This window comes from Vibrio sp. 10N.222.48.A3 (assembly GCF_041475345.1).
Lineage (GTDB): Bacteria > Pseudomonadota > Gammaproteobacteria > Enterobacterales > Vibrionaceae > Vibrio > Vibrio tasmaniensis_A.
Genome location: NZ_JBFRVX010000821.1, coordinates 1 through 4,232 on the forward strand (window position 1 = coordinate 1; position 4,232 = coordinate 4,232).

At 41.5% G+C, this 4,232-nt stretch carries 4 protein-coding genes and 1 pseudogene; all 5 read right to left on the reverse strand.

Features of this window, described 5'->3' with window-relative positions:
* A pseudogene (locus AB4653_RS20245) lies at nucleotides 1-200 on the reverse strand (pilus assembly protein TadB); the annotation flags it as partial.
* Nucleotides 197-1,462 (reverse strand): CpaF family protein, encoded by a 1,266-nt coding sequence (locus AB4653_RS20250; protein WP_009845561.1) that lies wholly within the window; start codon nucleotides 1,460-1,462, stop codon nucleotides 197-199. The gene AB4653_RS20250 and the pseudogene AB4653_RS20245, both read right to left, overlap by 4 nt.
* On the reverse strand, nucleotides 1,459-2,652 hold the full coding sequence (locus tag AB4653_RS20255; protein WP_009845562.1) for an AAA family ATPase: 1,194 nt from the start codon (nucleotides 2,650-2,652) through the stop codon (nucleotides 1,459-1,461). Before AB4653_RS20255 ends, AB4653_RS20250 begins: the two co-directional genes overlap by 4 nt.
* A gap of 2 nt (nucleotides 2,653-2,654) precedes the next feature.
* The gene (locus tag AB4653_RS20260; RefSeq protein ID WP_009845563.1) at nucleotides 2,655-3,116 is read right to left on the reverse strand and encodes a hypothetical protein; all 462 of its coding nucleotides are present in this window, start codon (nucleotides 3,114-3,116) and stop codon (nucleotides 2,655-2,657) included.
* On the reverse strand, nucleotides 3,116-4,232 hold a 1,117-nt coding region (locus AB4653_RS20265; protein ID WP_372105170.1), incomplete at its 5' end, for a type II and III secretion system protein family protein. The genes AB4653_RS20260 and AB4653_RS20265, both read right to left, overlap by 1 nt.

Below are 4,232 nucleotides of genomic sequence, written 5' to 3' on the forward strand. Positions count from 1 at the left end.
ACCTTCTTGTACATTTTCCTGATTCTGGCTTTATAGCTCTCTTCAAACTGTTGTGAATCGATAACAGAGCGAACACCTTTAACCCCTTCAAACTCAGCTTCCATCTCAATTAAGCTACTCAATTTTTTGCTTTGACGAGAGCGATGGATAAGGAAGTAAAGTAGCAAAGCGCTCCATGAAGCAATCAGTATTAAGGTCATGTAAATATCTCCTTCACTGCTTGTTCTAAACCAAAGAATTTTGCGCGTTCATAAATCACAGAACGAGTCGATAAACCGGGTGTTCTGAACTCACCTTCCATTTTTCCATCTTTGAAATTTGAAGTCGCTTCGTAACGAAAAATGTCTTCCATCACCACGCTATCCCCTTCCATCCCGATAATTTCAGAAATGTACATCACCTTGCGGCTACCATCGTGGAGGCGCTTAACTTGAACGATAAGGTCTACTGCACTAACGATGGTTCTACGTATTGCGGATATCGGCAGACTGGCTGTTGCCATCATTACCATGCTCTCAGTACGAGCAATGGCATCACGCGGTGTATTGGCGTGCAATGTCGACATAGATCCATCATGCCCTGTATTCATCGCTTGAAGCATTTCAAAGGCTTCACCACCACGACACTCACCAACAATAATTCTGTCCGGGCGCATACGAAGGGCATTAATCACAAGGTCTCGAGCGGTGATTTCTCCTGTTCCTTCAACGCTAGCTTGTCGAGTTTCAAGCCTAACAATATGAGGTTTTTGTAGCTGTAGTTCCGCAGCATCTTCAATAGTAACAATACGTTCAGTTTCGCCAATGAAGCCAGATAATGCGTTCAATAACGTTGTTTTACCTGAACCAGTACCACCGGAGATCAATATGTTGCACTTGCAATGGCTCGCAATGGACAAAAGCTTAGCCATTTCGACAGACATCGCACCAAACTCAGCAAGATTCTCAAGCCTAATTTTTTGCTCTTTGAATTTACGAATCGAGATAGAGGTACCGTCTATCGCTAACGGGGGGATCACAATATTTACACGGCTCCCATCCATTAAACGAGCATCACAAAGGGGTTTTGATTCATCGATACGACGACCCACATTTGATGCGATTCGCTTAGCGATGGTGTTCAGTTGTTTTTCGTTAACAAATTGAATGGGTGATTGTTCAACCTTGCCATTGATTTCTATGAAGATATCCGAAGGACCGTTGATCATGATATCCGATATATCATCGTTATCGACTAAAGCTTGCAGGGGCCCAAGGCCTTTCAACTCATCGAGTAACGCTTTGACTAAGTCGACACGTTTCAATGAGCTGACTTGCAGCTGCTTCTTATCGATCAATATATTAACCGAGTCTTTGAGTTGTTCTTCTAGCTCTTGATTACTAATTTCAACAAGCGTAGCGGCATCTAGAGCATCAAAGATCTCATCTCGAAGCTGGATGTAAATTTCTTTTAATTGATTCATTTTCTAAACAAACTGAAACGTGATTTAGTTTTAATTTTCTTGCCTGTCAACGTGGCAACCATAGTTAGAACGGCAGTGGCAGACTTAGATTTAAGCAACTCATTAATACCTTGCTGTACCACGATTTTTTCTAGCGACGGCTCGTACATGAAATCAATACTATCTTTGGCTTTGATTCTCTCTTTCGCACTCGCGAGTGTCATCATGAAGTCTTTCGCTGGCCGATTAAGGTTGAAGATGATTTGGTGTTCAGATTTCCCGATCTTCTTCTTCAAAGAGTTATAAGAACGCAGTGAAGAAACCGAAGGTTCGCAGACAATAAAGATGCGATGGTACTTATCTGATAACTCCTGATCATGCATCTCTTCATAGCAAGATAAGGGCGCCGAATCTATGATAAAGTTATATTGATCAATGAGTTGATTGGAAAGGTTGTACAATGTAGATGCGTGATCAGTAAGGCAAGCAACATTTTTCTCTAGTACCAAGTAATCAAGCTTATCTTTCACACCATGTACATAGGTCTTAGCTATCGCACTGTCGATATCGATCTGATTCAAATCTATACTGTTGTGCTTGGCTTTCAAGCCTTTTACACCTATATAAATGTCACTATTTAGTGCTCCTGAATCATGATCCACCAAGAGTGTCTTTAGATTTGCTTGCTCTGCTAAGGAGTGTGCTAAAACAGAACTTACGCAAGATACTCCAATGCCACCTTTGGTACCCAAAACTAATATACGTTTGGCTACACGCGTTTTTTTAACGGTGCTTTCACCTTCTTGCGTCGTTTTAATTGCCGCAAGTAATGAATCAAGTTCAGGATCCCAAAGAACATAACTAGCACCTAATGCATGCACTTGGTTACGCAGCTTTATCGAATCAACATCACAGAGAACAAGCAAAGATATATTCACATCCAAACGAACCGAAATCTCGGAAACTTGCTCTATAACGTTGGAGGCACTACGAAGATCCAACACAACGTGGTTAAGCTTAATGTTTGACTGATTCCAAACGCCATCTAAATCAATATCGGTGACTTCAAGTGGTTTAGGGAAACCTTCAATAGCGTACAAATCATTAATAGATTCAGTTAGGGTATTATCATCAGACACAATGAGATCGGTAGCCTCAACCGTCGACTTCACTTTCGACGACGAATTACGAAACAAGATATCCAAGTCCATTACTATTTCGCCTTCTTAATTGGGTTAACCAAGCTGATGTTTCGGTTATGTTCAACACTACAACCAAATTGATAATCTTCCCTTTTCGAGAACACCATCACTCCACATTCGCTGCTTTTAATTCGGACATATCGACCTATGATTAAGATGTTTTTTTCTTGGTCATGATCGGCAAGTTCGATTTTATATCTGTCTTTTGCGATAGATTCCGACTTAAATCGATCTCGTAATTTGGCAACAAACTCACTCGCATCCGGTTTATATTTAACGTAGAACGTCGCCTTAGGTTCTCTCGCATTGAGCTCACGAATAAAGGCCACCGAGCGAGAGATTGAATCTTCACTACTCGCCATATCAAATTCAAAGCGCTCCTCCAGTTGCTCAATCACACTAGAGTTTGGGGTATCAACATGAGAACAAGCAGAAGCAATAAGAGCGATTAAAGTAATAACGATCCATCTCATTAGTTGAATCCTCCTTGGTTTATCGTGTTTTCAAGCTCTGGTTCGTCAAGTTCCGAAAGATCAATTCTAAGGAGTCTTTCGAGATCACTTGTGCGTCTAAAGCTTGGCAATTTGACCTGCTCTTGCTCAACCGGATCAACCAAGTTTACAGTCGCAACAATGATCAATTCAGTCTTGGAACGGTTGGTGGAAGAGTGGCTAAACAACGCACCTAGAATTGGAATATCTCCCAAGATTGGAATCTTGGTTAACGATTCACGCTCTTCCGATGTCAATAGCCCCGCCAAAACAAAACTTTGCCCATCTTTCAAGTGAACCGTTGTTTGAGCTCGTCGAGTTCGTAAAGAAGGCACAGAAATTAAGCCTGTCGTGGTTTTGTTTGATTCATCAATCGAGCTAACCTCTGGGATCAAGGTTAGGCGAATATTCTCTGTGTCAGTTACCTTTGCAACCATGGCCAACTTAACGCCGTATTCTTTATAAGAAATGGTAATCCCGTCTTCATCTCTGATAGCAATTGGTATCTCGCCACCGGCTAGGAAACTAGCCTGCTCACCTGAAATAACAGAAAGGTTGGGCTCGGCCAATACACGCCCGATTTTGTCATCACCACTAGCGGAAATAACTGAAACGATATCTTGAGCCGTAAAATCAAGTAGCTTATTTACAAAAGTACCCGGATCACCACTATCGCTATAAGTAACACCTAATTCTGTCAAAAATGAGCTAGATACTTCCGCGACCGTTAGCTTGACATTGATCTGCTCAGTAGTGAGTACTTTCAAGTTATTAATGACTTGATCGTAGTTGTACTTTGCCGTGTACTCTAGCTCGTCTAAGGCTTCACCGTCCGCATCCTTTAGTTCATAAGCTGCGCGGCGACGATCTTTCTTCAACATTTCACCAACAAGTCGATTGATTTTTTGTTTAATCTCTTCACTACCGACAATGCCATCTAATACAACTTGGTCACCTACATTGGAAACCACAACGTTTTCATCAGGGAATCTAGCAATGAGTGTTTGCTTCAATAGTCTTAAACTTTGGTTGACTACCAATTCTGCGTTATAAATTTCGTTTCCACCGCGATCATAAACAATCACAGAGGTCGTTCCT

Excerpts from the sequence above, each read along its gene's own strand:
- AB4653_RS20250 (WP_009845561.1), bottom strand. The coding sequence starts at position 1,462 with ATGAATCAATTAAAAGAAATTTACATCCAGCTTCGAGATGAGATCTTT.
- AB4653_RS20255 (WP_009845562.1), bottom strand. The coding sequence starts at position 2,652 with ATGGACTTGGATATCTTGTTTCGTAATTCGTCGTCGAAAGTGAAGTCG.
- AB4653_RS20260 (WP_009845563.1), bottom strand. The coding sequence starts at position 3,116 with ATGAGATGGATCGTTATTACTTTAATCGCTCTTATTGCTTCTGCTTGT.